This window comes from Pseudomonas sp. Z003-0.4C(8344-21) (assembly GCF_900104975.1).
GTDB lineage: Bacteria > Pseudomonadota > Gammaproteobacteria > Pseudomonadales > Pseudomonadaceae > Aquipseudomonas > Aquipseudomonas granadensis.
Genome location: NZ_LT629756.1, coordinates 3,791,925 through 3,817,532, shown reverse-complemented (window position 1 = coordinate 3,817,532; position 25,608 = coordinate 3,791,925). Strand labels below are relative to the sequence as shown.

The window sequence follows — 25,608 nt, the reverse complement described above, 5'->3', positions numbered from 1 at the left end:
GCCAGGGATTGTCGAGATGGATATCGCACCTTTCACTTCGCGCAAACAACCGCTGCGCACGCCGCGTGGTCAGCAGGGTTTTACCCTGATCGAGATCATGGTGGTGGTGGTCATTCTGGGCATTCTCGCGGCGATGGTGGTGCCCAAGGTGCTCGATAGGCCGGATCAGGCGCGGGCGACGGCGGCGAAGCAGGATATTGGCGGGTTGATGCAGGCGTTGAAGCTGTATCGCCTCGACCACGGCACGTACCCCAGCATGAATCAGGGCTTGAAAGTGCTGGTCGAGCGGCCGGCAGATGCGAAGAACAACAATTGGCGCTCATACCTGGAGCGCTTGCCGAACGATCCGTGGGGCCGGCCTTATCAGTACCTCAACCCCGGCGCCAATGGCGAGATCGACATCTTTTCCCTCGGTGCCGACGGTCAGCCGGACGGCGACGGCGTGAATGCCGATATCGGTTCCTGGCAGTTGTAAGGCCGACCATGAATCGCCGTTCGCCCAAGGGGGCGAAGCAGGGAGGCATGGCGATCATCAGCGCGTTGTTGATTGCTGCCGTGGTGGCGGTGATCGCGGCGGGCATGTTGACGCGCCAGAGTCTGTCGACTCGTGCGCTGGAGGCCGATCAGCAGCGCATTCAAGGGCGCTGGCTGGCGCAGGGCGGGCTGGAGATCAGTCGTCAGTTGCTGTGGGACGCACGCCAGCGTGACCCGTTGACCCGGCTCGATCAGCCGTGGGCGCAACGCTTGAATGCACAGGGTTTTGAGGGGCAGCTGGAGGATGAGCAGGGCAAGTTCAACCTGCGCAACCTGGTGGCCAACGAACGCGTGGATGATGAGCAGGTGCAAGCGTTCGAGCGCCTGTGCGGGTTGCTCGGTGTCAATGCCGGGCTGAGCCAGCGGATCATTCAGCGGGTGATCGGCTCTTATCCGCGACTGCTCAACGTGCAGATCGCCGAAACTGCGAAAAACACCTTCGACAGCGGTCGCTTGACCTCGCCCAATGCTTCACGCAAACCACAAAACCCTACACTGCCGATGCTGCGCAGCCTTGAGGATTTGCGCAGTGTCGACGGCGTGAATGACGCGCTGATCGGCAAACTCGCGGCGTACCTGACGGTGATTCCGGCGACGACCTGGCTCAACGGCAACACCGCCACCGCGCCGGTGTTGGCGGCGTATGTGCCGGGGTTGTCGCTGGAGCGCGCGCAGGCGCTGATCAATGAGCGCGATGCCGGGCGCTGGTTCATCAACCGGGGCGATTTCGTCAACCGCTTGCGCATGCCTGAGCTGGAGCTGACCACTGTGCGGGTCGGCATCACCAGTGACTGGTTTCGTCTGCGCGGCGAAGCGCGGCGCGATCAGCGACGGGTCAGGCTTGAGGCGTTGCTTCATCGCAGTCAGGACCGTTTGCCGCAAGTGATCTGGTCGCGGGTGGGTGCATGAGTCAGATCAGAGTGGCGCTGCCGCCATTGGCGGATCTTGACCTCGACAGCGAGTTCCGCGTTGCGTGGCTGGACCGTGCCGGTCAGGTCAGTCGTGAACAATCCATGAGCTTGAGGCAGTTGAGCCAAGTGCCGAAACTGCCGCCGCTGCTGTGTTTTCTGCACCCGGCGGACAGCCTGTTGGCGAGTATCGACCTGCCGCCGCTGCCGGCCACTAAAACCGCAGCGGCGGTGCAGTGCGCGGCGCAGGCCTTGGTGCTCGGCGACCTCAGCGAGATGCACGTTGCCCACGGGCCTCGCGACGAGGCCGGGCGGGTGCAGATCGCCTGGGCACCGCGTCAGCCGTTGCAGCAACTGGCGCAATTATTGAAACACGCGGGCCTGAATTTGCGAGGGCTTTACCCTGCGGCGTACAGCTTGCCGGTATTGCCGGGCACCGTCGCCTGCGTGCAGGACGGGCATCTGCTGCTGCGCGACAGCGTGCAGGCGGCGCAGGTGCAGCCCTTGTTCGACGAGGACGTCGACACGGCGATGTGGAAGCCGGGCACCACGCTGCACTGGATTGGCGATCAGGCGCCGGCGTCTGCCGAGTTGCCAATGGCCGATGCCCAGCGCTGGACCGGACCGTTGCCGGGTTGGGGCTTGCACGGCGCGGTGTCGCAAACCCCCGAGCATCGCGGTTGGGGCCGGGCAATCGGTTTGTTGGCACTGGCTGTCGCGGTGTGGGTTGTTGGCCTGAATCTGTACGCCGCGCGCGAAGCCAGCCAGGGCCAGCAGCTCAAGGCGCAGATGAGCCAGCGGGTCAAACAGGCCTTCCCGCAGTTGCCGGTGATCCTCAACCCGCTGCAACAGGCGCGGCAGCAATTGGCCGAGCGGCAGAAGGGCGCGACAGATGATCCGGCGCAAACCTTCAATCGCCTGGTGTTGCAGGCCGGCAGCGGCATGCCGTTCATGGCCGGCACGGTCGAGCGCCTGACCTTTGCCGACGGCACGTTGCAACTGGCGTTGCTCAGCGAGGCCCGGCGTAGCGGGAACAATCAGGATTGGCAAAGCACGTTGGCGCAGGCCGGCATCAGCGTCACCGCCGATGAGGAGGGCTGGATTTTGCGCCCGTCCGGCGAAGCCACCGCAAGCGACAGCGACGACAGCAGCGGAGCAAATGAAGATGAATAAGCTCGCGCCTTACCGCGCCAAATGGCAGCGCTTCAGCGCTCAGGTGCAGGCGCGCTGGCAGCCGTTGGCGCCGCGCGAGAAACGCATGGTTGGCGGCATGGCCGTGGCGCTGCTCGGCCTGCTGCTGTGGGTTGCGCTGATCCAGCCGCCGCTGAAAAAAATCACCTACTGGCAGGCCGAAACGCCGAAATTGCGCGCACAAACCGAAGCGCTCGAGGTGCTGCTGCGCGAAGTCAGCGTGCGCCCGGACGGGCAAAGCGTGGCCCAGGCGCTGGAGCAAACCCTGCAGGCCAGCAGCCTGGCCGGGCACTATCAACTGCAACCCGGTGAGGCCGGCGCCTGGCAACTGACCTTCGACGGCGCGCCAGCCGACGCCGTACTCGACTGGCTGCTGAGCACGCCGTCGCAACTTTCTCTGCAAGTGGTCGAGGCCCGTTTGCAACGCGCAGACAACCCCTCGACCGAAGTCACTGCCGGCACGTTGTCAGGCACCGTTCGCATGGATCAGGCGCTGGGCGCTAAGGAAGCTTCATGAAGGGGTCAGGATCCAAACCGGCACAACTGGCATTGCCGTTGTTGCTGATGGCGTTGAGTGCGTGCAGCAACACCGGAGCGCCGCAAAATCAGCCGCCGCTGCTGGTCGACAGTGAATTGGGCCGACCGCTGGCGAGTACCCAGCGCAGCGGCGACGCGGTGCTCGATCGCGAACGCGCGCAGGCGCAGGCGCGACCGGCACCCAAGCAATTGCACAACATCAGCAAAAGCGCACGTGCCGGTGCCGCGTCAACGGGCAGCACGTTGCCGAGCAATCCGTTGGGTGATCAACCGGTGACATTGAATTTTGTCGACGCCGATATTCCAGCGGTGGTGCGCGCATTGTCGCGTTCGACCGGCCAGCAGTTTCTTGTCGATCCACGGGTCAAGGGCACGCTGACGCTGGTTTCGGAAGGGCAGGTGCCGGCGCGGCAGGCTTACGACATGCTGCTGGCGGCATTGCGCATGCAGGGTTTCAGCGTGGTCGATGTCGGCGGCGTCGCCCAGGTGGTGCCGGAGGCCGATGCGAAATTGCTCGGCGGGCCGATCTACAGCGCCGATAAACCGGCCGGCAATGGCATGCTCACCCGCACCTTTCGCCTGCAATACGAAAACGCGGTGAACCTGATTCCGGTGCTGCGGCCGATCGTCTCGCCGAACAACCCGATCAACGCCTATCCCGGCAACAACACCATCGTCATCACTGACTACGCCGAAAACCTCACTCGCGTCGCACAGTTGATCACCAGCATCGATTCGCCAAGCGCGATCGACACCGACGTGGTGCAGATCCAGAACGGTATCGCCGCCGACATCGCGCCGATGGTCGCTGATCTGCTTGACGCACCGGGCAACGATCCGACGCAGAAAATCGCCGTGATCGGTGATCCGCGTTCCAACAGCATCATCATTCGCGCCGGCAGCCCCGAGCGCACCGAGCTGGCGCGCAACCTGATCTACAAGCTCGACAACGCGCAGAGCAATCCGAGCAACCTGCACGTGGTGTACCTGCGCAACGCGCAAGCGGCGAAACTGGCGCAAGCCCTGCGTGGCCTGCTCACCGGTGAGAGCGACAGCGGCAGCGGCGACAGTGCGCGCTCGGTGCTCAGCAGCATGGGCAGCAGCACCGGCGGCAACGCTGGGCAGGCTGGTCAGAGCGGCACACCCACCAGCGGCAATTCGACGACGACCAACAGCGGCAGCAGCGGCGGCAGTTACGCTCAGGGCAGCAGCGCCAGCAGCAGTAGCGGCGGGGCGCAGAGCGGCGAGCAGAACGTGGCGTTCACCGCCGGCGGCGTGACCATCCAGGCCGACGCCACCACCAACACCTTGCTGATTTCCGCGCCGGAGCCGCTGTACCGCAACCTGCGCGAGGTGATCGATTTGCTCGACCAGCGTCGCGCGCAAGTGGTGATCGAAAGTTTGATCGTCGAAGTCGGCGAGGACGATGCCAGCGAATTCGGCGTGCAATGGCAGACCGGCGATCTCGGCGGCAAAGGCGTGATCGGCGGCGCCAATCTCGGTGGTTCGGGAATCAACCTCAGCGGCAAGACCAGCCTTGATGTGCTGCCGCAGGGCCTGAACCTTGGCTACGTCAACGGCACCGTCGACATTCCCGGTATCGGCAAGATTCTCGACCTGAAAGTGCTGGCCCGCGCGCTGAAGAGCAAGGGTGGCACCAACGTGCTGTCGACGCCGAACCTGCTGACACTGGACAACGAAGCGGCGAGCATTTTCGTCGGCCAGACCATCCCCTTTGTCAGCGGCAGTTACGTCACCGGCGGCGGTGGCACCAGCAACAACCCGTTCCAGACCGTGACCCGCGAAGAGGTCGGCCTCAAGCTCAACGTGCGCCCGCAGATTTCCGAGGGCGGTACGGTCAAGCTCGACATCTATCAGGAAGTCAGCAGCATCGACGAACGCGCTTCCGCCAGCGCGAACGCGGCCGGCATCGTCACCAACAAACGCGCGATCGACACCAGCATTCTGCTCGATGACGGGCAGATCATGGTCCTCGGCGGACTGCTGCAGGACGGCTACAGCCAGAGCAACGACGCGGTGCCGTGGCTGTCGACGATTCCGGGGATTGGCGCGCTGTTTCGCAACGAGCGCCGAGCGATCACCAAGACCAACCTGATGGTGTTCCTTCGCCCGTACATCATTCGCGACAGCGAAGCGGGGCGCAGCATCACCCTCAACCGCTACGACTTCATGCGCCGCGCGCAGGGCGGTCTGCAACCGGAGCGCAGCTGGGCGATGCCGGACATGCAGGCACCGCAGTTGCCTTCGGCGGCGCAAGGTGTGCCGGCGGTGGTGCCGACTTCCGGCCCGCGTGCGACCATCAAGGCAGTGCCAATTCCGGGAGGCCCGCGCCTGTGAGTCGCTTGCCGTACGCCTGGGCCAAGGCGCAGCGGATTCTGCTGCGTGATGACGTGCTGACCGTGTGCCCGTCGACGCCGGGCTGGTCGATCAGCGAAGCGCGGCGCCAGTTTGGCGTGGCGCGGCTGGAGCGGGTGCGCGATGACGAACTCGACGGCTTGCTCGCCGCCGCGTATTCCGACACCGGCAGCGCTGCGGCCGTGGTCGGTGCTGCGGAAAACGAAGTCGACCTCGACCGCCTGATGCAGGACATGCCGGAAATCACCGACCTGCTCGACACCCAGGACGGCGCGCCGGTGATCCGCATGATCAACGCCTTGCTGACCCAGGCAGCGCGCGATGAGGCCAGCGACATTCACATCGAGCCGTTCGAAACCCATTCGGTGGTGCGCTACCGCGTCGACGGCACCCTGCGCGATGTGGTCTCGCCGCGCAAGGCGCTGCACGGCGCACTGGTGTCGCGGATCAAGATCATGGCCCAGCTCGACATTGCCGAAAAACGCCTGCCGCAGGACGGCCGAATCGCCTTGCGCGTGGCCGGGCGGCCGATCGATATTCGTGTGTCGACGGTGCCGACCGGCCATGGCGAACGGGTGGTGATGCGCTTGCTCGACAAACAGGCCGGGCGCCTGCAACTGGAAACCCTCGGCATGGACGCGCAGGTGCTGGCCAAGCTCGATCATCTGATCCGCCAGCCCCACGGCATCGTGCTGGTCACCGGGCCGACCGGCAGCGGCAAGACCACCAGCCTCTACGCGGCACTGGCACGACTGGACGCCAGCACCAGCAACATTCTGACCGTCGAAGACCCGGTCGAATATGACTTGCCCGGGATCAGCCAGATTCAGGTCAACGCCAAGATCGACATGACCTTCGCCCTGGCGCTGCGGGCGATTCTGCGCCAGGACCCGGACATCATCATGATCGGCGAGATCCGCGATCTGGAAACCGCACAAATCGCCGTGCAGGCCTCGCTGACCGGTCACCTGGTGCTGGCGACGCTGCACACCAACGACGCGGTGTCGGCGGTCAACCGCTTGATCGACATGGGTGTCGAGCCGTTCCTGCTGGCCTCGTCGATGCTTGGCGTGCTCGCGCAGCGACTGGTGCGACGCCTGTGCAACCAGTGCAAACAGGAAGACCCGGCCGCGCCCGGCACCTGGCGCCCGGTCGGCTGCGCCGCGTGCAATCAGACCGGTTACAGCGGCCGCACCGGCATTCACGAGTTGTTCTGTATCGACGACGACATCCGCACACTGATTCACCAAGGGGCAGGGGAGCAGGCCTTGCGCGCTTCCGCCGCCAAAGCCGGGATGTTCAGTTTGCGTGAGGACGGTGAGCGCTGGATCCGCAGCGGCGCCACCGCGCCGGAAGAAATCCTGCGTGTAACCCGGGACGCCTGATGAATCGCTATCGTTTTGAGGCCGCCGATGCCAGCGGCAAGATCGAGTCCGGGCATCTGGAGGCGGACAGTCAGGGCGCCGCGTTCAGTGCCTTGCGCGGGCGTGGTTTGACCGCGCTGTCGGTGCACAAAGAGAGCAATGTTGCCCAGCACGGCGGCGGATTGTTCAGTGCCAGGCTGTCGGACAACGATCTGGCCTGGGCCACGCGGCAACTGGCGAGCCTGCTCGGCGCGAGTCTGCCACTGGAAGCGGCGCTGAGTGCCACGGTCGAGCAGGCGGAAAAAAAGCACATCGCCCACACCCTCAGTGCGGTGCGCGCCGATGTGCGCAGCGGCATGCGCCTGGCGGAATCGCTGGCGGCGCGACCGCGCGATTTCCCCGAGATCTATCGGGCGCTGATTGCCGCGGGGGAAGAGTCCGGGGATCTGGCGCAGGTCATGGAACGCCTCGCCGACTACATCGAGGAGCGCAACAACCTGCGCGGCAAGATTCTCACCGCGTTCATCTATCCGGGTGTGGTCGGGCTGGTGTCGATCGGCATTGTGATTTTCCTGCTCAGTTACGTGGTGCCGCAGGTGGTCAGCGCGTTTTCCCAAGCGCGCCAGGATCTGCCGGGGCTGACCTTGGCGATGCTCACTGCGAGTGATTTCATTCGTGCCTGGGGCTGGTTGTGTGCGGCGATCATCGCCGGGGCGTTCTGGTGTTGGCGATTGTATTTGCGCAACCCGGCAGCGCGGTTGCGCTGGCATCATCGGGTGCTGAAGTTCCCACTGTTCGGGCGTTTTATCTTGGGCCTGAACACCGCGCGGTTCGCCTCGACCCTGGCGATTCTCGGCGGCGCCGGGGTGCCGTTGTTGCGCGCGCTGGAGGCGGCGCGGCAGACGTTGTCCAATGATCGCTTGAGTCTGAGCGTCAGCGAGGCGACCGCGAAAGTGCGCGAGGGCGCGAATCTGGCGGCGGCGTTGCGCGTCGAAAATGTGTTTCCGCCGGTGCTGATTCACCTGATCGCCAGCGGCGAAAAAACCGGCTCGTTGCCGCCCATGCTCGAGCGCGCGGCGCAGACCTTGTCGCGCGACATCGAGCGCCGGGCGATGGGCATGACCGCACTGCTGGAGCCGCTGATGATTGTGGTGATGGGTGGGGTGGTGCTGGTAATTGTGATGGCGGTGTTGTTGCCGATCATTGAGATCAATCAGCTAGTCCAGTAGCGGTGAGTCTGAAGTATTGAGGGTGGCCGGGGCCGGCCTCATCGCTGGCAAGCCAGCTCCCACAAGGAGCCAGGTTGACAATGCGAACTGCGACACAACACAAAACCCTGTGGGAGCTGGCTTGCCAGCGATGAGGCCAGTCAGGCCAATGAACAATTCAAAGTTTTTGCAAAAGATTCTCCATCACCCGACCCTCGCTTTCCCCGTCCTCGGGTTCTCCTTTCTGTCATCTGCAACCACCCGCCAACGGCTCCAGCCCGATTGCGCCAAAACCGCGAGCCAGACACTGCGCCAAACCCTGCAAACACCCGAGAAAACCCCTCTGAAAACAGCGTTCAGCTCCCGAGGTTTTTTCCTTTATCTGTCACCGGAAACTGCGAATTTCTCAGTGCGACTTAACCCAGGCCAGCCAGCGAGGGCCCGGTGAGTCCTCATAAAAGCGTCATGCAAGTCATCCGAAAACCTGTGTTCTCAACCGAGTTGAAAAGGAGATTCTTCATGTTCAAGCGCACTCTGATCGCCGCATCCCTGACCGTCGCCGCTCTGGCTTCCGCACAAGCCATGGCCGTCACCGGTGGTGGTGCTACTCTGCCTGCCGCTCTGTACAAAGGTTCTGCCGACAGCATCCTGCCGGCCAACTTCAGCTACGCAGCCATCGGCAGCGGCGGTGGCAAGACCGCTTTCCTGACCAACAACCCGGCTGGCTTCAACACCACCGGCACCGTGCACTTCGCCGGTAGCGACTCGATCCTCAGCGCTTCGGAAATCAGCACCTACAACACCAACTTCCGCAGCGCTTACGGCCCGCTGATCCAGTTGCCATCGGTGGCCACTTCGGTTGCCATCCCTTACAAAAAGGCCGGCCAGACTGCGCTGAACCTGACCAGCGCCCAGTTGTGCGATGCCTTCTCCGGCGCCAAAACCACCTGGGGCGCTCTGCTGGGCACTGCCGACACCACGCCGATCCGCATCGTTTATCGCAACGTTTCCAGCGGCACCACCGAAATCCTCAGCCGCCACTTGAACTCGGTCTGCCCGACGCAGTTCGCCACCAACTCGACGTTCACCAACGCTCGTCTGCCAGCCGGTTCGACGCTGCCTTCGAACTGGGTAGGCGTTGCCAGCACTGCCGAAGTCGCCACTACCGTGAACGCAGTTGACGGTTCGCTCGGTTATGTCGGTCCGGACGGTGTCGACGCTACCAGCAATGCTGTTGTTGCTCGCGTCAACGGTGTACAGCCGACGTCGGTGAACGTGACTCTGGCGTTGTCGTCGGTCGCTGCGCCTTCGACTGCCGCTCAGGCTGCAAACCCGGCCAACTGGTCGCCAGTAGTGGCTAACCCGGCTTCGGGTTACAAACTGGCTGCCTACACCAACTTCATCTTCGGCCAGTGCTACAAGGATGCAGCCGTGGCCGCGGATGTGAAAGCGTTCCTCACCACTCACTACAGTGTTCCGGGCAACAACGCTGCGGTTCAGGCGCACAAGTTTGTCGCCGTGCCTAGCGCCTGGAAAACCGCTGTGACTGCCAACTTCATCACCAACTCGTCGGGCAACAACCTGGACATCAACAACGCTAGCGTTTGCAACGCGATTGGTCGTCCTTTGTAAGATCTGAAAGCTGTGGGAAGAGCGGCGGCCTTTGGGTCGCCGCTTTTTTTTGGCTTTTGATGTACCTGGTCCAACTGTGGGAGCCAGCCTGCTGGCGATGGCTTTCTTTCAGGCGCTGGTTTTTTTTGGTTTGGGGTACATATCCGTTGCTGCGGTAACGGCGGCTTAGGGTTCCGCCCTGACGGCGGGTCACCTTTTTCAAACGCCAAAAAGGTAACCGAAAAGGCTTGCTCCTACGTTCGGCCCTCGCAGGCTCGGGTCCCTTCGCTGCGGAATCGATCCGGGCGCAGCGGCTACGGTTTGCTTCGCTGCACCTACTTCCGCTGTGTCTGGCTGCGCCAGACGGTCGCTACGCTCCCACGCCCGGATCGATCCCTCCACTCAGCCTTCCGATGTCGCTGGTTAGGCAAGATCAAGATCAAGTGCACTCGAGCTAACGCTCATTGTTGAGTGGTTAGAAGCGGGTGGTCGGCTTTGGATTTGTGGTGTGGATGCCCTCATCGGAACGACGCCCGCCCAGCCCTCTCCCGAGGGAGAGGGGGCCGATTTTAGTTGGCTTCGGAGTTTGCGTACGTCACGGTATCGCAGGTCGGTGTAGCTCTCACATCCACCCCAGTCAGTTCCCTCTCCCTCCGGGAGAGGGCTAGGGTGAGGGGGCGAGGCGGGCCGGGAATTTTGTCGTGAAGCAGGTTCCCGATTCGGCGTCTGACGTCACGTGCAGCGTGCCGTTGTGCGCGGTCGCTATCTGCGCGGCGATGTACAGGCCCAGGCCCAGACCTTCGCGGCTTTGCTCGGCTTCGGCGCGGGTGAACGGTTCGAACAGGCGTGGCAACAGTTGCGCCGGAATCGGGGTGCCGTGGTTGGTCAGGGTGATGACGATCTCGTCGTTTTCGGCAAGGGCCTTGAGCACAATCGGCGCGCTGTTCAAGCCATGGGTGGCGGCGTTGCTCAGCAGGTTGGAGAGCAATTGGCTGATGCGCAGGGCGTCGCAGTAGACTCCCGACGGTAAATCCAGATCATGAACAAACGTTGCCTGGGGATAAGCCGCCTGCGCTTCGGCAACGCTTAGTTGCAGGACTTGCTCCAGGTCGTGCACGAACTTGCGCTGGACCGGGATACCACTGCCCAGGCGACCGCGAGCGAAGTCGAGGATGTTTTCGATCAGTACGCCCATGCGCACTGAGCTGTTGCGAATCGCCGCGATCAGGTTCAGCGAGCGCTTGTCCTCGGTTCTGCTGTGCAGCAGGTCGGCGCTCATGCGCACGGCGCTCAGCGGGGTGCGCAGGTCGTGGCCCAGCACGGCGATGAATTGCTCGCGCAGGCGCCCGAGTTCGTTGGCGTTGCTCAGTTCGGCGGTGGTCGCTTCCAGACGATTCTGGGTATCGAGGCTCATGGCAATCAGTTGCGCGAACAGCGTGAGCGTCTTGGCGATGGCCGGTTCGTCGAGGTTTGCTGGCACCGAGTCGATCGCACAGAGGGTGCCGAAGAAGTCGCCGTTGGCCTGGATGATCGGGATCGAAATGTAGCTTTCCAGCCCGTAGGTCTTCGGCGTGTGGTGCACGGAGAAGATCGGGTGCGCACTGGCGTGGCCGAAGATCACCGGTTGCTGGTGTTGGCGGATTTCATGGCAAATGGTCGATTCGAGCACCAGTTCGCCGCCGGGCAACAGGCCGAAATCGATCGAGTCGTCTACGGCGCAGGCTACCCAGTTGCGCTCGGTCACGCGCGCCACCGCGGCGAAGCGCATGCCGGTGAGGTGTTTGACCATGCTCAGGATCACCGGCACCGCGTCAATGCGGTTGATGGCTTCGATGTCGGGGGCAAATGCCGGGTTGGTCATGGTGCGGTGCTTCTTGAGGAATTCGCTGGGAGACTATCGCGGATTGCGGTTGATGACTAATAGTCGGTAGCGAAAACAGGGCGCTGCGGACGGTTCCGGGGCGCCCTACGGGTAACGAATTTTTTCATATGAGCGGATGTGGGGGCATATCCGTTGCTGCGGTAACGGCGGCTTATGGTTTCGCCCTTACGGCGACTCACTTTTTTTACAAACGCCTAAAAAAAGTAAGCAAAAAAACGCTTGCTCCTGCGTTCGGCCCTCGCAGGCTCGGGTTCCTTCGCTGCGGGATCGATCCGGGCGCAGCGGCTACGGTTTGCTTCGCTGCACCTACTTCCGCTGTGTCTGGCTGCGCCAGACGGTCGCTGCGCTCCCACCCCCGGATCAATCCCTCCACTCAGCCTTCCGACGTCGCCGGTGAGTCAAGATCAAAAGCACTCGAGCTAACGCTCATTGTTGAGTGGTTAGAAGCGGGTGGTTGGCTTGGGATTGGTGGTGGATTCGCCCCTCACCCCAGCCCTCTCCCTCAGGAGAGGGAGCCGATTTGTGGGCTGTTCCAGACCTGTGTGCGACTCGGTATTTCACGTCGGCGTAGCTTTCGCATCCACCCCGGTCAGTCCCCTCTCCCTCCGGGAGAGGGCTAGGGTGAGGGGCTTTTGATTTTCAGGCTGATTTCAAGCCTCAGCTTCCAACGTCGCCGGTGATCAAGATCAAAAGCACTCGAGCTAACGCTCATTGTTGAGTGGTTTAGAAGCGGGTGGTTGGCTTTGGATTTGTGGTGTATTCGCCCGTCATCGGAACGCCGCCCGCCCAGCCCTCTCCCAAGGGAGAGGGAGCCGATTTGTGGGCATTTCAAAGTCTGAGTTCAACTCGATATTGCATGTCGGCGTATGCCTTCCAATCACCCCGGTCAGTCCCCTCTCCCTCCGGGAGAGGGCTAGGGTGAGGGGCTTTTGATTTTCAGGCTGATTTCAAGCCTCAGTCTTCAACGTCGCCGGTGATCAAACTGTGGGAGCCAGCCTGCTGGCGATGGCTTTCTTTCAGTCAATTCGATGTTGAATGTTCAACCGCTATCGCTTGCAGGCAAGCTCCCACAGGTTGAGCGCGTTCCGACTGAAAGAACGCGGTCATCCTGTGGGAGGTGCCGGCGAGGGCGGTATCAGTTCAGGTCATCTGCGCTATGGCGTTCCGGCACTTGGCTGGCTTCGTCGCCCCAGGTGCGATTGACCCGCTGGCCGCGTATTACCGCCGGGCGTTTGGCGATGTCTTCGGCCCAGCGCTGGACATGGGTGTATTCGTGCGCGGCGAGGAATTCGGCGGCGGAGTAGACGTTGTTGCGCACCAGTTGCCCGTACCACGGCCATACCGCGATGTCGGCGATGCTATACCCGTCGCCGGCAAGGTAAGTGTTTTCTGCGAGACGCTGATTGAGCACGTCCAGTTGCCGCTTGGCTTCCATGGTGAAGCGGTTGATCGGGTATTCCAGTTTTTCCGGGGCATACGCGTAGAAATGCCCGAAGCCACCGCCCAGATAAGGCGCCGAGCCCATTTGCCAGAACAGCCAGTTGAGTGTTTCGGTGCGTCCAGCTGGGTCTTTGGGCAGGAATGCGCCGAATTTTTCCGCCAGGTACAGCAGGATCGAGCCGGACTCGAACACGCGGATCGGTGGTTCGACGCTACGGTCCAGCAGCGCCGGAATCTTCGAGTTCGGGTTGATCTCGACGAAGCCGCTGGAGAACTGATCGCCCTCGCCGATGCGGATCAGCCAGGCGTCGTATTCGGCGCCGGCATGCCCCAGCGCCAGCAGTTCCTCGAGCAGGATGGTCACTTTTACGCCGTTGGGCGTGGCCAGCGAATACAGCTGCAAGGGGTGTTTGCCAACCGGCAGGGTCTTGTCGTGAGTCGGCCCGGCGATCGGGCGGTTGATGCTGGCGAAGTGGCCGCCGGACGGGGCTTCGTGTTTCCAGACTTTGGGCGGAACGTAAGGCGCATTGCTCATGAATCGGACCTCATCGTGGGCAGGCTGACAGTAGATGATCACCGTAAGGAAAATTTCCGGCGCGTGCCAGAGTTAGTTGCTGGCAGCAGACTCGTCCTTCGGCCAGCGTGCGGCCAGTTGCTGCGTCAGGTACGCTAGAAACGCACGGACTTTGGGCGTCATCGCCGCGCGTTCCTGCACGCAGGCGTAGATATCCATTGGCTCGGTCACTGCGCTGTGCGGGTTGTCGAACAACGGCAGCAGTTGGCCGCTGGCCAGATATGGCGCAGCGACGAACTCGGCCAGACGGGTGATACCCGCGCCATGCACGGCCATTTGCGTCAGCGCGTCGATATCGTCGCTGATCGCGCTGGCCTGGATGGGCGCGTCATAACGCTGCCCGTTGCGGACAAAACCCCAGCGCAGGAAGCGCCCGTCCAGCGGGTAACGAAAGGCCAGGCAGGCGTGGTGTTGCAAGTCATCAGGCGATTGCGGCCAACCGGCGCGCTCGAGATAGGCCGGTGCGGCGCAAAAAATGAAGGGCAACGAGACCAGCTTGCGCGCGACAATGCCGTCTTCGAGTTGCGGGCGGATGCGCAGGCTCAGGTCGATGCCATCCTGAATATGGTTGATCCTGCCGTCGGTGGTCGACAGCTCGATCAGCAGGCCTGGGTGTTGCGCGGCGAATCCGGTGATCGGGCCCGCGAGCACGTGCCGGCCGAACGCGGCGGTGGACGCGATGACCAGACGTCCTTTGAGTTCTTCCTGATCGCCGCAGATCGAACTCTGCGCAGATTCCAGATCCGCCGCAATCTGCCTGACCTTTTCGTAATACACCGCGCCGTTCTCAGTCAGCGCCATGCTCCGGGTAGTGCGTTGCAGCAGGCGTACGCCCAGATGCGCTTCGAGACGGTTGAGCGTCTGGCTCACGGCCGCCGCGCTGACCCCCAGCGATTTGGCGGCGCCGACAATCGAGCCGGATTCCACCACTTTGATAAAACTGGCAATCGCCGCGAGAAGATTCATTCAGGGGCCGTGCACCGCAGATTCGTAAGTTCTGCTTTATAAAGTACCTGCCGGTAGCCGTCTAGTTGCGTGCCGGCGGCGTTGCTAAGGTGCGGGCTCCCTGTCAACGCCAATGGAAAAAAGCCCTATGAGTGAAGCCACCGAAACCGCCATCTCCAGCCGCCGCAAGCTCTCGCCGCGAGCCACGCCGTATGTGTTCGCGTTGTACATGGCGACGATCATGGCCTTTCTCATGTCGCTGGTGATCACCGCGGCGAACGCCGGCATTGATAACGATTACCTGAGCAATGCCTTGCACGCCTACAAACTCGCGATGCCGGTGGCCTTTCTATGCATTCTGGTGGTTCGGCCAGTGGTGAGCAGACTCGTCGCGCTGACCGTGCACCCGCATCGCTGAGCGCTATCTGGCCCAGTGCTGCAACAGCGCGCCGTGCTCGCCCTGCACGGGGTCTTGCTGCGGGAATTTCACATTGGCGAGATTCTGAAGTTGCTCGACATTCGGCGCTTCAGTGCAAATATCGCCTTGCTGCCCCGGCGGATACGCGCCGACCACGAGAAAGTCGGGGCTGGATTCCAGGCTGCAATGGCCGGTGCCGACCGGCAGCAGCAGCACATCACCGGCACTGACTTGCACCTCGCGTCCACCGGGCCCGCCGAGCATCAGCCGGGCATGACCCTGGGCGACCCCCAGCACCTCATGGCCCTGGGTGTGGTAGTGGTGAAAATCGTAAACGTGGTAGCGAAACTGCGGCGGCCAGCCGTTGACACGAAAGGTCTGTTCGAACAGCGCGGCCGGGTCGTCACCTTCGAGGGCTATCGCGCTGGAATACACCAGCACCGGTAATTGCGGATTGTTCGGTACCCAGTCGTTACGCTCGAGCAAAAAAGAAGTTACGTCAGTCATCATTCGTCCTCCGGCGGTCGTTGTGCAGTCGACCGCGGGGGAGGGCGAACGCCTCAGAAAAACTCGTCGAATGGCTGACAAAAGGCTCTTCGATGCGTCATCCAGTCTCGCTGTCGAATCGCTCGCCAGTGCAAATCATCGAAACTTCGCCGTTCCGTCGATGGTCCAGACCCATACACCTGCCGGCGCGTGCCGCGTCGCAAATGCACCCTGTAAACGGTGAAAGGCGAGGATCAAGATGACGATGACAGTGGGAGATTTTCTGGTCGAACGGCTCAGCGAGTGGGGCGTGACGCGCATTTTTGGCTACCCGGGCGACGGCATCAATGGCGTGTTCGGGGCGCTGAGCCGGGCGCAGGGCAAGATCGAATTCGTCCAGGCGCGGCATGAGGAAATGGCCGCGTTCATGGCCTCGGCCCATGCCAAGTTCACCGGTGAGCTCGGCGTGTGCATCGCCACTTCCGGTCCTGGTGCGTCGCACTTGATCACCGGGTTATACGATGCGCGGATGGACCACATGCCGGTGCTGGCCATCGTCGGCCAGCAGGCGCGCACGGCGCTGGGCAGTCACTACCAGCAGGAACTCGATCTGGTGTCGATGTTCAAGGACGTTGCCGGCGCGTTCGTGCAGCAGGCATCGGCGCCGGCGCAAGTGCGCCATCTGCTCGATCGTGCGGTGCGGACGGCTGTCGGTGAGCGGCGAGTGACGGCGATTATCCTGCCCAATGATTTGCAGGACCTGCCCTACGAAGCGCCGCCCAGAGCCCATGGCACGGCGCATTCAGGCGTCGGCTACAGCAAGCCGAAAGTGCTGCCTTACGAGGCGGATCTGCAGCGCGCCGCCGAAGTGCTCAACGCCGGCCAGAAAGTCGCCATTCTGGTGGGCGCCGGGGCGTTGCAGGCGACCGATGAAGTGATTGCCGTGGCGGAAAAACTCGGCGCCGGGGTGGCCAAGGCGTTGCTCGGCAAAGCCGTGTTGCCCGACGAGTTGCCGTGGGTCACCGGCAGCATCGGCCTGCTTGGCACCGAGCCGAGCTACAAGCTGATGAGCGAGTGCGACACCTTGCTGATGATTGGTTCAGGCTTCCCGTATTCGGAATTCCTGCCCAAGGAAGGCCAGGCCCGTGGCGTGCAGATCGATCTGCAACCCGACATGCTCAGCCTGCGCTACCCAATGGAGGTCAACCTGGTCGGCGACGCAGCAGAAACCCTCGCCGCGCTGTTGCCGCTGCTGGAGAAAAAAGATGCGGGCAAATGGCGCAAGAAAATCGAAGGCTGGCGCGGTACCTGGGAGAAGACCCTGGAAAAACGCGCCATGGCCAAAGCCAATCCGATCAACCCGCAACGCGTGGTCTATGAGCTGTCACCGCGCTTGCCCGAGCAGGCGATCATCACCAGCGATTCCGGCTCGTGCGCCAACTGGTACGCACGCGATCTGAAAACCCGCCGGGGCATGAAATGCTCGCTGTCCGGCGGCCTTGCCTCGATGGGCGCCGCCGTGCCCTACGCGATTGCTGCCAAGTTCGCCTACCCCGAACGTTCGGTCATCGCGCTGGTTGGCGATGGCGCGATGCAGATGAACAACATGGCCGAGCTGATCACAGTCGCCAAATACTGGCGGCAGTGGGCAAGCCCGAAATGGATCTGCGCGGTGTTCAACAACGAAGACCTCAATCAGGTGACCTGGGAGCAGCGGGTGATGGAGGGCGATCCGAAGTTCGAGGCTTCGCAAAGCATTCCCGATGTGCCGTATCACCTGTTCGCCATCTCGATTGGTCTCAAGGGCATCTACGTTGATCGCGAAGAGGATGTTGCCGCCGCGTGGGAGCAGGCGCTGGCGTCGGATGTGCCGGTGCTGATCGAATTCAAGACCGACCCGAACGTGCCGCCGCTACCGCCGCACATCAAGCTGGAACAGGCGAAAAAGTTCGCCACCACGCTGCTCAAAGGTGACCCGGACGAGGCCGGCGTGATTGTGCAAACCGCCAAGCAAGTCCTCGGCGCGGTGTTGCCAGGCAAGAAATGAACAGCGATGAGCGTGCAGCGAAGCTGTTGATTGGCTGTGCCGGCTGGAGTCTGGGCCGTGAGTATTGGCCGCAATTTCCTTCGGTCGGCACGCATTTGCAGCGCTATGCGGCGCGGCTGAATGCGGTGGAAATCAACAGCTCGTTCTACCGTCCGCATCGACGCCAGACCTATGAACGCTGGGCGGACTCGGTGGCGGACGGTTTTCGCTTTTCGGTGAAAATGCCCAAACAGATTACCCATGAGCGGCGCTTGCTCGGTTGTGAAGTGCTGCTTGATGAATTCCTTGCGCAGTGCGGGGGGTTGGGGGATCGATTGGGGTGTCTGCTGGTGCAGTTGCCGCCTTCGCTGGCGTTTGATGCGCTTGGGGCGGAAGGTTTTTTCCGTGCTTTGCGTGAGCGCTTTAACGGCGCGGTGGTGCTGGAGCCGCGTCACGAATCCTGGGTGGCGGCTGAGCCGATGCTGGTCAGTCATCGAATCGCTCAGGCAGCGGTGGATCCTCCGCGCATCAGTACCGACAGCGAACCGCGAGGTTGGGCGGGGGTGCGGTATTGGCGGCTGCATGGATCGCCGCGGATTTATTTCAGCGATTATTCGGCGGATTTTCTTCGGGGGCTTGGGAAGAGGTTGCAGGCCGAGGCGGCGCAAGGTGTCGAGACCTGGTGCATTTTTGATAACACGGCGGGTGGGGCTGCTCTGGGAAATGCGTTGAGCCTGCAACAGCCCTCACCCTAGCCCTCTCCCAGAGGGAGAGGGGACCGACTGCGGTGTCTTTTGTCATACATCGACCTGAAGAACCGAGTCGATTATGGACTCGAAGCGAATCGTTCAGGTCGGCGCAGCTCTCCAATATTCCCCAATCGGTTCCCTCTCCCTCCGGGCGGTCCGACGTTTCGGGAGGGCCAGGGTGAGGGCAGACGGTCTCGAATCCGAAGAACATTCGGCGCCGAGCAGACTCTCCCTCATCACCTCGGGGCAGAACGGGCTACAACTGAAAAACCCCCTCAATTGCCATCCGCCACCTTGCGCTCGATCTCATCCACCTTGCGCTGCAGCTCTTCGGCGTCCTGCTCCTTCACCCGGGTCGACGACGGTGTAATGACCTTGTCCACGCCCTCGGTGGTTTCATCGCGATCTTCAAGCGCACGCTCCACCACATTCACCGGTTTACCGGAAGTGTCGGTAGGTGGGCCGTTCGGGGTTTTGTCGTTGTGGTTGCTGTTCATGGTGGTGACCTCCATTGGTGTAACCATTGGAGGCGTCACAAAGCGGCGGGTTCGATCTTTTTCAGCCGGCTGACAGCGAATGGCGCCCACCCATTGCAAGCGGGCGCCGTGATCACCGATCAGTCCTTGAGAATGTCGCGGTCCTTGGTTTCCGGAAGGAAGAACGTGCCGAGCACCGCTGTCATCACGGCGATGACAATCGGGTACCACAGGCCGTAATAGATATCCCCGGTGGCCGCGACCATGGCGAAGGCCACCGTCGGCAGGAAGCCGCCGAACCAGCCGTTGCCGATGTGGTAGGGCAGCGACATCGAGGTGTAGCGGATGCGCGTCGGGAACAGTTCGACCAGCCATGCCGCAATCGGCCCGTAGACCATGGTCACGTAGATCACCAGGATGGTCAGCAACAGCAGCACCATCGGGTAGTTGATCTTCGCCGGATCGGCTTTTTCCGGGTAACCGGCTTCCTTCAGCGCGGCGGCGAGGTTGGCGGTGAAGGCGTCGTTGCGCGCCTTGAAGTCGGCGGCGGGCAGGGCGCTGCCTTCGAAGCTCTCGATGACCTTGTCGCCGATGCGCACTTGCGCCACGGTGCCCGGTTCGGCGTTAACGTTTTCGTAAGGGATCGCGCGTTTCGCCAGCAGCGTCTTCGCCAGATCGCAGGAACTGGTGAATCGGGCCTTGCCCACCGGGTCGAACTGGAACGAGCACTGATCGGGATTGGCGATCACCTTGACCGGGTTTTTATCCTGCGCCACGAACACATCGGGATTGCCGTACTGGGTCAGCGCGTTAAAGATCGGGAAGTAAGTCAGCGCCGCCAGAATGCAACCGACCATGATGATCGGCTTGCGCCCGATGCGGTCGGAGAGGCTGCCGAAGATCACGAAGAACGGCGTGCCGATGATCAACGAACCGGCGATCAGCAGGTTGGCGGTCTGCGCATCGATCTTCAGCGTCTGCAACAGGAAGAACAACGCGTAGAACTGCCCGGTGTACCAGACCACCGCTTGCCCGGCCGTGCCGCCGAGCAGCGACATGATCACCACTTTGAGGTTGTCCCAGCGGGCGAAGGATTCGGTCAGCGGCGCTTTCGACGCCTTGCCTTCGGCCTTCATTTTCTGGAACACCGGCGACTCGCTCAGTTGCAGGCGGATGTACACCGAGACGATCAGCAGCAGGATCGACAGCAGAAACGGAATCCGCCAGCCCCACGCTTCGAACGCTTCCGTGCCCAGCGCGGTGCGGCAGGCCAGAATCACCAGCAGCGACAGAAACAGCCCGAGCGTGGCGGTGGTTTGAATCCACGAGGTGAAAAAGCCGCGCCGGTTGCGCGGCGCGTGCTCGGCCACATAAGTCGCGGCGCCGCCATATTCGCCGCCCAGCGCCAGACCCTGGAGCAAACGCAGGATGATCAGGATGATCGGTGCGGCGACGCCGATGGTCGCATAACTGGGCAACAAGCCGACAATGGCGGTGGACACGCCCATGATCACGATGGTGATCAGAAAAGTGTGTTTGCGCCCGATCATGTCGCCGAGCCGGCCGAACACGATCGCGCCGAACGGCCGCACCGCAAAGCCCGCCGCAAAGGCGAGCAGGGCAAAGATGAACGCGGTGGTTTCGTTGACGCCGGCAAAGAAGTGTTTAGCGATGATCGCCGCCAGTGAGCCGTAGAGGTAAAAGTCGTACCACTCGAAAACCGTGCCCAGGGATGAAGCGAAGATAACCTTGCGCTCTTCCTTGGTGATGCCGCCGCTGCGCGGTGGACTGCCGGTGGATGCTGTGTCGATTAAGGCCATGGGTGTTCTCCGTTGTGCTTATTGTTGTAGGCCGGAGTCCCCCGTTACTGCTTGTTCACTCTGGCCTTGTGGCAAATATCGCCCTTGCTGTCGCGTGTCGCGTGCACAGTCTGACCGCCTCGCCGGGCGGCGAGGTTTCCTCAAGCATAATCAGCTTTTGCCAGATATCCACTGAGCTGCCTGTAAACCCTAGGCCTTGACCCAGCGCTGGCGGCTCCAGGCACTCAACCAGTCGACCAGAAACACCAGCACCAGCATCGCCAGAATCACCGTACTGGCCTGGGCTTCCTGGAACAGGCTCAGGCTGACGTAGAGCATCTGCCCCAGCCCGCCAGCGCCGACAAAGCCCAGCACGCTGGCCATGCGGATGTTGTTTTCCCAGCGATACAGCATGTACGCGAGCAGTTGCGGCGCAAGGTTCGGCAGGGTGCCGTAGCAGAACGCGAGCAGCGGATTGCCGCCCTGCAAACGGATCGCTTCCGCCGGTTGCGGCGGGGTGTTTTCCAGCGCTTCGGCGAACAGCCGACCGAGCACACCGGTGGTGTGCAAGGCGAGGGCGAGGGTGCCAGCGTTGGGCCCGAGACCGGCCGCCAACACCATCAGCGCCGCCCAGACCAGTTCCGGAATCGCCCGCAAACCATTGAGCAGCAGGCGCGAAAGGCTTTGCAGCGGCCAGCCGAAACGCCCGGCAGCGGGCAGCGCCAGAACGATGCCGAACACCGCGGCGAGCAACGTGCCGAGTGCCGACATGGCCAGGGTTTCCAGCGAACCGTGCAGAATCGCTTTGAGATAGCCCGCGCTCAGATCCGGGCTGAGAAAGCGCTGCACATAAGCACCCATCTGCTTGAGGCTGGCAGCGCTGCCCAGTTCGCCGAGGTTGAGCCCCAGATAGCTGAACGATGCAATGACCGCGACGCCGATCGCCGCGATCAGCAGCAGATTGATCAGGCGATTCATGCCAGCCTCCAGCGCAGCAAACGGCTGAACTGGTCGGCCAGCAGCACCAGCAGCAGAAACATCAGCAGCATGCTCGCCACTTCGCCGCCAGCGAACATGCGGATCGACAAGTCGATCTGCTGGCCCAGACCTCCGGCGCCGACAAAGCCCATCACCACGGAAGCGCGGATTGCGCATTCCCAGCGATACACGCTGTAGGACAGCAGTTCTGCCGCGACATTGGGCAGGGTGCCGTAGGCGAACGCCGCCAATCGACCGCTGCCGGCCTGCATCAAGGCGTGGGCCGGGCGTTGGTCGGTGGACTCGTAAATCTCCGCGTACACCTTCCCGAGCATGCCGCTGTACGTGATGGCAATCGCCAGCACGCCTGCCGCCGGGCCGAGGCCGACCGCACGCACGAACAGCAGCGCCCAGACGATCTCTGGCACGCTGCGCAGGAAAATCAGCAAACCACGCACCGGCCAGCGCAGCAGCCGACCCAAGCGACTCGGCACGCCGCCCCGTGACGCCGCCGACAGCGACAACGCGCGGCTGGCGAGCAGGCTGGCCGGCACCGCCAGCAGCAGCGCCAAGGCCATGCCGGCCGTGGCAATTGCCAGGGTTTGCAAGGTAGCGGTGAGGAGGATCTGCATGAAAGCGGCGTCATGCGCCGGAGGCCAGAACTGCGCGACGAAGCGGCCCATCTCGTTCTGACTGTCGGGCAGTAACACGCCCAGATTCAGCTCGCTCAAATGAATGCCCGGCCACAGCACGGCAATCGCCAACAGCGTCAGAAGCAATCGCGGCCAGGCCGCCGGGTCGCGTGAATCGGCCTTCAGCATCGTGGGATCTGCATAGTCAGCGGCGCCATCGCCGCAGTCGGCGATTGCAGTTTTTCGTTGGCGTACAGCGCGTCGAGCATTTCCTGACTGACGTCCGCCGAAGGGCTGTCGAACAGGATCTGTCCGTCACGTAGACCAATGATGCGCGGGAAGTGCGACAGCGCCAGGTCCACCGCGTGCAGGCTCGCCACCAGGGTGACGTTATGCTCGCGAGCATGCCGCGACAGCACCGACAAGGTATGCCCGGCCATAACCGGGTCCATCGCCGACACCGGCTCGTCGGCCAGCAGCACTTCTGGCGCCTGATACAGCACCCGGGCGATGCCGACACGCTGCAACTGGCCGCCGGACAATTGCTGGCAATGCGCGAACAGCTTGTCACCGAGATCCAGCCGCGCAAGCGCCGCACGCGCACCGGCCACGTCCAGCGGATGCAACAGATTCAACAGGCTTTTTCCCAGACTCCATTGGCCAAGCTTGCCGGCCAATACCGCCGTGACCACTCGCTGACGGGGCGGCAGCGGCGGCGCCTGATGCACCAGGCCAATCCGCGCCCGCAGGCGTTGACGCTGGCGGGCGGACAAATGCCAGGCGCGTTCGCCGAGCACTTCGATGTCACCGCTGCTGGGCCGCAGTGCGGTGGACAGCAGGTTGAGCAGGCTCGATTTGCCGGCGCCGGACGGGCCGATGATCGCCACCTGCTCGCCCGCGGCAATCTGTAAATCGACAGAGCGAAGGGCATCGACGCCATTGGCATGGCGCAGGCTGCCCTGGTTGAGGCGTAGGGTCATTTCAACAATTCGGCGGCGCGGGCGGCTTCCTCGATGCCCTTGTAATTCTCGGGTTTGGTGTCGATGAAGCGGCTGGCGGCCTGCAGATCGAGGATCTTCTTCTGCTCAGGCTTGGCCGGGTCGAGATCGAGGAAAGCTTTCTTGATCTTCGCCGCGAGCGCCGGATCAAGGGTGCCGCGCACAGTCCAGTTGTAATCGAAGTAGGTCGGCGTGGTGGCGAAGACCTTGACCTTGTTGGTGTCGACCTTGCCAGCATCCACCAGTTTCTGCCAGACGCTGGCGTTTAGTACACCGGCATCGACCTTGCCGGCCTGCACCCAGGCGACGGTGGCGTCGTGGGCGCCGGAATAGGCGACACGGCTGAAATACGCTTCTGGCTTGATGCCGTCGTTTTTCAGCATGAAATAACGCGGCATCAGGCTGCCGGAAGTCGACGACACCGAACCGAAGGCGAAGGTCTTGCCCTTGAGATCCGCGAGGCTTTTGACGTTCGGGTCGGCCGTGATGAATTTGCTGGTGAACTGCGCGTCCTGCTCACGCTGGACCAAGGGAATTACTGGCGTCGTCGCCTCGGTCTTCAAACGTGCCTGAACAAAAGTGAAGCCACCGAGCCAGGCCATGTCGAGGCGATCGGTAGCCAAGGCTTCAACCACGGCCGGATAATCGGCCACCGGCACGAACTGCACCTTCATGCCCAGTTGCTGTTCCAGATACGCGCCCAGCGGTTCGAACTTGCGCAGCAGTTCGGTCGGCGCTTCGTCCGGAATCGCACTGACGCGCAACACATCAGCGGCTTGCGCCATCAGCGCAGACACGGACAGGACCAGGCCGGCGGTCAGTGCCAGGGTTCGTTTGAGCATGAAATTCTCCGTTTCGTAAGCGTCCAAAAGGCTGAAGTCGCGACGTGTGACGCACACTCAGGGTAGACGAGTCGGCGAGGTTATACGTATTCACACGCACAAAGGCCAGCGCCTTGGTCAGGCGCTCTGCCCAGGAGTGAAAGCTCCGGGGCCTTTTTGTTGAAGATAAAAAGATGCGATCGTTCCCATGCTCCGCGTGGGTATGCCTCAAGGGACGCTCTGCGTCCAGTGACGCGGAGCGTCACGGGCTGCATTCCCACGCAGAGCGTGGGAACGATCAGATGCCTCAGGTGAGCCCGTGATTGAGGATGGCTATGCAACCAGACACGGCTGGCCTTGGCAACCGGTCGGCTATGTCCGGGTATTTAGTCCTGGTCGTGGCGCGGCATGCGCTCGCTGATTCTGCCTTCGGTGTCGCGGTCGATAAGCGTGCGCAACGCAGCGAAAACCGGTGCGACGCTGGTGTGTTTCTGGCCGTAGGTGAGATTGAAGCGGTAGTCGAAATCTGCCGGATTGAGCCCCTGAGTGTGTTGCAGCAGGGTTTCCAACTTATCCAGCGCCTTGACCGCTCTTGCCTCGGCGGACTCAGCGTTTTCGTAATCATCCCAGAGCGCCAGAATCTCGTTTCTCAGCGGTTCGTCGAGTGAGCGCATCAGCAAGAGCAAATCGTTCCGCTCCTGCGCGCCCTTGTCCGGGAATGCCGCTTGATCGACGGCCGGGATATCACCGTTAAGCGCTTCGCCCAAATCATGAATGACGCACATTTTCAGCATTTCCAGCAGATCAAGCCCGGGCAATTCGTCAGCGAACACCATTGCCATCAGGCACAGGCGCCAGCTGTGTTCGGCGGTGCTTTCGGGGCGACCGCTGGACGTGTGTGCGCTTCTGAGCACGTTCTTGAGTCTTTCAGCCTCGCGGAGAAATTCAAGACGCCCGCTGATTTTTTCAAGATCCATAAACCTGCCCTTGGGGTTGACCGAAAGGCAAGCCTAGGACCGGGAGGCTGCAGCGTCCACGCATAAAATATGCGTTCAGAGCGTCTCGACCAGCCGTGCCGCAGTGCCGTCGGACAAGGCGATGCGCGTCCAGCGACACAGGCTCTGGCGAATCGGCACGAGCTCGGAATCGTTGCTGCCGGTGGCGAACTCCAGCGCCGGCGGTGCCTGGACTTCCCGCCAGCCCAGGGCATCGAGTGCTCGTTCATGGCGGGCGATTTCAGGCGTGACAAAACGCCAGAGCGACTGACCGAGCAGTTCGCTTAGCGGACTGGCGAACTGCGCGGCACGGGCAGGGGAGCAGGCGAGCAAACGGTGCGTCAGGTCGCAGACCAGATGCACTGGCCGCGCGCTGCCGCAGACCAGCCGGGCAAGGGCTTGATCGGCAGCCGTGTCGAGGCGCGCGGCCAGCAGTTGCTCCAGCTGCAGATGCGCCGCCGGATCCATCAGCAAAGCGCCGCTTTCCCAACGCGAAATAGTCGACTGCGTGACGTTGAACAGTTGCGCAGCATGGTCCTGCTTGATCCGGTGCAGCCGGCGCCAGCGGCGCAGGGCAATGCCAGGCAGGGCAGGTTTGAGCAAGGCTTCAGGCATGGCGATGGTCAGAAAGCAACAGGGGCCGACAGTCTGAAGACTAGC

General features: G+C 62.4%; 23 protein-coding genes. 11 read left to right on the top strand and 12 right to left on the bottom strand.

Going from position 1 to position 25,608, the window contains the following annotated elements:
* The first annotated feature begins 16 nt into the window (after nucleotides 1-16).
* From gspG to BLU24_RS17235, 8 genes are all read left to right on the top strand, one after another.
* The gene (gene gspG / locus BLU24_RS17270; protein ID WP_093102059.1) at nucleotides 17-475 is read left to right on the top strand and encodes a type II secretion system major pseudopilin GspG; all 459 of its coding nucleotides are present in this window, start codon (nucleotides 17-19) and stop codon (nucleotides 473-475) included.
* 8 nt (nucleotides 476-483) lie between these two features.
* On the top strand, nucleotides 484-1,443 hold the full coding sequence (gene gspK / locus BLU24_RS17265; protein ID WP_093102056.1) for a type II secretion system minor pseudopilin GspK: 960 nt from the start codon (nucleotides 484-486) through the stop codon (nucleotides 1,441-1,443).
* A complete protein-coding gene (gene gspL / locus BLU24_RS17260; RefSeq protein ID WP_093102053.1) occupies nucleotides 1,440-2,615 on the top strand; it encodes a type II secretion system protein GspL in 1,176 nt (391 codons plus the stop codon). Before gspK ends, gspL begins: the two co-directional genes overlap by 4 nt.
* On the top strand, nucleotides 2,608-3,150 hold the full coding sequence (gene gspM, locus BLU24_RS17255; protein WP_093102051.1) for a type II secretion system protein GspM: 543 nt from the start codon (nucleotides 2,608-2,610) through the stop codon (nucleotides 3,148-3,150). Before gspL ends, gspM begins: the two co-directional genes overlap by 8 nt.
* Nucleotides 3,147-5,528: a type II secretion system secretin GspD gene (gene gspD, locus BLU24_RS17250; protein WP_093102049.1), complete on the top strand. Its 2,382-nt coding sequence runs from the start codon at nucleotides 3,147-3,149 to the stop codon at nucleotides 5,526-5,528. Before gspM ends, gspD begins: the two co-directional genes overlap by 4 nt.
* Nucleotides 5,525-6,931: a type II secretion system ATPase GspE gene (gene gspE, locus BLU24_RS17245; protein WP_093102047.1), complete on the top strand. Its 1,407-nt coding sequence runs from the start codon at nucleotides 5,525-5,527 to the stop codon at nucleotides 6,929-6,931. The genes gspD and gspE overlap by 4 nt, the downstream gene beginning before the upstream one ends.
* The gene (gspF, locus tag BLU24_RS17240; protein ID WP_093102045.1) at nucleotides 6,931-8,139 is read left to right on the top strand and encodes a type II secretion system inner membrane protein GspF; all 1,209 of its coding nucleotides are present in this window, start codon (nucleotides 6,931-6,933) and stop codon (nucleotides 8,137-8,139) included. Before gspE ends, gspF begins: the two co-directional genes overlap by 1 nt.
* A gap of 498 nt (nucleotides 8,140-8,637) precedes the next feature.
* Nucleotides 8,638-9,750 (top strand): substrate-binding domain-containing protein, encoded by a 1,113-nt coding sequence (locus BLU24_RS17235; RefSeq protein ID WP_090282984.1) that lies wholly within the window; start codon nucleotides 8,638-8,640, stop codon nucleotides 9,748-9,750.
* Nucleotides 9,751-10,393: 643 nt separating this feature from the next.
* Here BLU24_RS17235 and BLU24_RS17230 read toward each other — a convergent pair.
* The 3 genes from BLU24_RS17230 to BLU24_RS17220 form a co-directional block, all read right to left on the bottom strand.
* The gene (locus tag BLU24_RS17230) at nucleotides 10,394-11,590 is read right to left on the bottom strand and encodes a GAF domain-containing sensor histidine kinase (protein ID WP_093102043.1); all 1,197 of its coding nucleotides are present in this window, start codon (nucleotides 11,588-11,590) and stop codon (nucleotides 10,394-10,396) included.
* A gap of 1,156 nt (nucleotides 11,591-12,746) precedes the next feature.
* The gene (gene yghU, locus BLU24_RS17225) at nucleotides 12,747-13,586 is read right to left on the bottom strand and encodes a glutathione-dependent disulfide-bond oxidoreductase (RefSeq protein WP_093102040.1); all 840 of its coding nucleotides are present in this window, start codon (nucleotides 13,584-13,586) and stop codon (nucleotides 12,747-12,749) included.
* Nucleotides 13,587-13,658: 72 nt separating this feature from the next.
* Complete coding sequence (locus BLU24_RS17220; protein ID WP_093102038.1) at nucleotides 13,659-14,591, bottom strand: LysR family transcriptional regulator; 933 nt, start codon at nucleotides 14,589-14,591, stop codon at nucleotides 13,659-13,661.
* 127 nt (nucleotides 14,592-14,718) lie between these two features.
* Between BLU24_RS17220 and BLU24_RS17215 the strand changes: the two genes are divergently transcribed.
* A complete protein-coding gene (locus BLU24_RS17215; protein ID WP_090282988.1) occupies nucleotides 14,719-14,988 on the top strand; it encodes a DUF2798 domain-containing protein in 270 nt (89 codons plus the stop codon).
* Between the two features lie 3 nt (nucleotides 14,989-14,991).
* Here BLU24_RS17215 and BLU24_RS17210 read toward each other — a convergent pair whose 3' ends face one another.
* Nucleotides 14,992-15,498: a cupin gene (locus BLU24_RS17210; RefSeq protein WP_442965755.1), complete on the bottom strand. Its 507-nt coding sequence runs from the start codon at nucleotides 15,496-15,498 to the stop codon at nucleotides 14,992-14,994.
* Nucleotides 15,499-15,733: 235 nt separating this feature from the next.
* On the opposite strand from BLU24_RS17210, the gene BLU24_RS17205 reads away from it, so the two are divergent.
* Nucleotides 15,734-17,521, top strand: a complete 1,788-nt coding sequence (locus BLU24_RS17205; protein ID WP_090282989.1) for a thiamine pyrophosphate-requiring protein — start codon at nucleotides 15,734-15,736, stop codon at nucleotides 17,519-17,521.
* On the top strand, nucleotides 17,518-18,255 hold the full coding sequence (locus BLU24_RS17200; RefSeq protein WP_093102035.1) for a DUF72 domain-containing protein: 738 nt from the start codon (nucleotides 17,518-17,520) through the stop codon (nucleotides 18,253-18,255). Before BLU24_RS17205 ends, BLU24_RS17200 begins: the two co-directional genes overlap by 4 nt.
* 269 nt (nucleotides 18,256-18,524) lie before the next feature.
* Here BLU24_RS17200 and BLU24_RS17195 read toward each other — a convergent pair whose 3' ends face one another.
* From BLU24_RS17195 to BLU24_RS17160, 8 genes are all read right to left on the bottom strand, one after another.
* Entirely contained in the window at nucleotides 18,525-18,746 is a 222-nt protein-coding gene (locus BLU24_RS17195) for a hypothetical protein (RefSeq protein WP_090282991.1), read from the bottom strand.
* Nucleotides 18,747-18,865: 119 nt separating this feature from the next.
* On the bottom strand, nucleotides 18,866-20,545 hold the full coding sequence (locus BLU24_RS17190; protein WP_093102033.1) for an MFS transporter: 1,680 nt from the start codon (nucleotides 20,543-20,545) through the stop codon (nucleotides 18,866-18,868).
* A 189-nt stretch (nucleotides 20,546-20,734) separates the two neighbouring features.
* The gene (gene phnE, locus BLU24_RS17185; protein WP_093102031.1) at nucleotides 20,735-21,502 is read right to left on the bottom strand and encodes a phosphonate ABC transporter, permease protein PhnE; all 768 of its coding nucleotides are present in this window, start codon (nucleotides 21,500-21,502) and stop codon (nucleotides 20,735-20,737) included.
* Nucleotides 21,499-22,323 (bottom strand): PhnE/PtxC family ABC transporter permease, encoded by an 825-nt coding sequence (locus tag BLU24_RS17180; protein WP_093102028.1) that lies wholly within the window; start codon nucleotides 22,321-22,323, stop codon nucleotides 21,499-21,501. The genes phnE and BLU24_RS17180 overlap by 4 nt, the downstream gene beginning before the upstream one ends.
* On the bottom strand, nucleotides 22,317-23,114 hold the full coding sequence (locus BLU24_RS17175) for a phosphonate ABC transporter ATP-binding protein (protein ID WP_093102026.1): 798 nt from the start codon (nucleotides 23,112-23,114) through the stop codon (nucleotides 22,317-22,319). The genes BLU24_RS17180 and BLU24_RS17175 overlap by 7 nt, the downstream gene beginning before the upstream one ends.
* Nucleotides 23,111-23,974: a putative selenate ABC transporter substrate-binding protein gene (locus BLU24_RS17170; protein WP_093102024.1), complete on the bottom strand. Its 864-nt coding sequence runs from the start codon at nucleotides 23,972-23,974 to the stop codon at nucleotides 23,111-23,113. The genes BLU24_RS17175 and BLU24_RS17170 overlap by 4 nt, the downstream gene beginning before the upstream one ends.
* 365 nt (nucleotides 23,975-24,339) lie before the next feature.
* Nucleotides 24,340-24,930, bottom strand: coding sequence for an HD domain-containing protein (locus BLU24_RS17165; RefSeq protein ID WP_093102022.1), 591 nt, complete (start codon nucleotides 24,928-24,930; stop codon nucleotides 24,340-24,342).
* Between the two features lie 75 nt (nucleotides 24,931-25,005).
* Nucleotides 25,006-25,563, bottom strand: coding sequence for a helix-turn-helix domain-containing protein (locus BLU24_RS17160; RefSeq protein ID WP_093102019.1), 558 nt, complete (start codon nucleotides 25,561-25,563; stop codon nucleotides 25,006-25,008).
* Nucleotides 25,564-25,608: the final 45 nt, after the last annotated feature.

What these genes read in the sequence shown, in the direction of transcription:
- BLU24_RS17195 (WP_090282991.1), bottom strand. Translation starts at nt 18,746, where the DNA reads ATGAACAGCAACCACAACGACAAAACCCCGAACGGCCCACCTACCGAC.
- gspL (WP_093102053.1), top strand. Translation starts at nt 1,440, where the DNA reads ATGAGTCAGATCAGAGTGGCGCTGCCGCCATTGGCGGATCTTGACCTC.
- BLU24_RS17160 (WP_093102019.1), bottom strand. Translation starts at nt 25,563, where the DNA reads ATGCCTGAAGCCTTGCTCAAACCTGCCCTGCCTGGCATTGCCCTGCGC.
- gspF (WP_093102045.1), top strand. Translation starts at nt 6,931, where the DNA reads ATGAATCGCTATCGTTTTGAGGCCGCCGATGCCAGCGGCAAGATCGAG.
- BLU24_RS17205 (WP_090282989.1), top strand. Translation starts at nt 15,734, where the DNA reads ATGACGATGACAGTGGGAGATTTTCTGGTCGAACGGCTCAGCGAGTGG.
- gspD (WP_093102049.1), top strand. Translation starts at nt 3,147, where the DNA reads ATGAAGGGGTCAGGATCCAAACCGGCACAACTGGCATTGCCGTTGTTG.
- gspK (WP_093102056.1), top strand. Translation starts at nt 484, where the DNA reads ATGAATCGCCGTTCGCCCAAGGGGGCGAAGCAGGGAGGCATGGCGATC.
- gspG (WP_093102059.1), top strand. Translation starts at nt 17, where the DNA reads ATGGATATCGCACCTTTCACTTCGCGCAAACAACCGCTGCGCACGCCG.
- BLU24_RS17180 (WP_093102028.1), bottom strand. Translation starts at nt 22,323, where the DNA reads ATGCTGAAGGCCGATTCACGCGACCCGGCGGCCTGGCCGCGATTGCTT.
- BLU24_RS17230 (WP_093102043.1), bottom strand. Translation starts at nt 11,590, where the DNA reads ATGACCAACCCGGCATTTGCCCCCGACATCGAAGCCATCAACCGCATT.
- BLU24_RS17220 (WP_093102038.1), bottom strand. Translation starts at nt 14,591, where the DNA reads ATGAATCTTCTCGCGGCGATTGCCAGTTTTATCAAAGTGGTGGAATCC.
- BLU24_RS17165 (WP_093102022.1), bottom strand. Translation starts at nt 24,930, where the DNA reads ATGGATCTTGAAAAAATCAGCGGGCGTCTTGAATTTCTCCGCGAGGCT.
- phnE (WP_093102031.1), bottom strand. Translation starts at nt 21,502, where the DNA reads ATGAATCGCCTGATCAATCTGCTGCTGATCGCGGCGATCGGCGTCGCG.
- BLU24_RS17190 (WP_093102033.1), bottom strand. Translation starts at nt 20,545, where the DNA reads ATGGCCTTAATCGACACAGCATCCACCGGCAGTCCACCGCGCAGCGGC.
- BLU24_RS17210 (WP_442965755.1), bottom strand. Translation starts at nt 15,498, where the DNA reads ATGATGACTGACGTAACTTCTTTTTTGCTCGAGCGTAACGACTGGGTA.
- BLU24_RS17215 (WP_090282988.1), top strand. Translation starts at nt 14,719, where the DNA reads ATGAGTGAAGCCACCGAAACCGCCATCTCCAGCCGCCGCAAGCTCTCG.
- yghU (WP_093102040.1), bottom strand. Translation starts at nt 13,586, where the DNA reads ATGAGCAATGCGCCTTACGTTCCGCCCAAAGTCTGGAAACACGAAGCC.
- gspM (WP_093102051.1), top strand. Translation starts at nt 2,608, where the DNA reads ATGAATAAGCTCGCGCCTTACCGCGCCAAATGGCAGCGCTTCAGCGCT.
- BLU24_RS17170 (WP_093102024.1), bottom strand. Translation starts at nt 23,974, where the DNA reads ATGCTCAAACGAACCCTGGCACTGACCGCCGGCCTGGTCCTGTCCGTG.
- BLU24_RS17200 (WP_093102035.1), top strand. Translation starts at nt 17,518, where the DNA reads ATGAACAGCGATGAGCGTGCAGCGAAGCTGTTGATTGGCTGTGCCGGC.
- BLU24_RS17235 (WP_090282984.1), top strand. Translation starts at nt 8,638, where the DNA reads ATGTTCAAGCGCACTCTGATCGCCGCATCCCTGACCGTCGCCGCTCTG.
- BLU24_RS17175 (WP_093102026.1), bottom strand. Translation starts at nt 23,114, where the DNA reads ATGACCCTACGCCTCAACCAGGGCAGCCTGCGCCATGCCAATGGCGTC.